Source organism: Vibrio sp. 2304 (assembly GCF_033339475.1).
Lineage (GTDB): Bacteria > Pseudomonadota > Gammaproteobacteria > Enterobacterales > Vibrionaceae > Vibrio > Vibrio alginolyticus.
On sequence record NZ_JAWOUQ010000160.1, the window covers coordinates 1 to 502 of the forward strand.

Sequence of the window (502 nt, forward strand, 5' to 3'; positions counted from 1 at the left end):
TTTCTCTGTTTCAATAACTAAGTATATGCATTTAACTAATCTATCTATAGTATATCTATTGCTTAAAGCAGAAATTTTGTTGAACTCATAAGGTTTAATTTTGAGTTTAGAAATTATTTCAGAATCAGTATAATTTGCCCTTCTATAACTTCTATAAGCTAACTGCAGCTTAAACTGACGATTTATCATATAAATTATCTTAATAATAGGTTCGTCTAATAGATAAATTTCTGAAAATATTTTTAGAGATCTTTCTACATTTTGTTCACCTATACTAGTTAATAAATTGAATATGTTTTGATCTAATAATTTTATTATAGATTTATCGATAGTATTTTTATCTATGATAGTATCGTCTGAATAAGTGACAATTTTTATTATTTCGTTTTCTAAATCATATAAATTTAGTTTCAAGTTTTTACTAGTATATCCACTTTGCAAAATTAAATAACTAATGTCTTGTTGAGTTATTGTCCTATTATAAGATTTGAATTTCTTGTAA

The 502-nt window shown here is 22.9% G+C and carries 1 protein-coding gene; it reads right to left on the minus strand.

Annotation, left to right across the window (positions count from 1 at the left end; translation table 11 throughout):
• Positions 1–502: DNA polymerase III subunit delta (gene holA / locus R7P64_RS24795; RefSeq protein WP_411979344.1), on the minus strand; the 502-nt coding region annotated here is incomplete at both ends.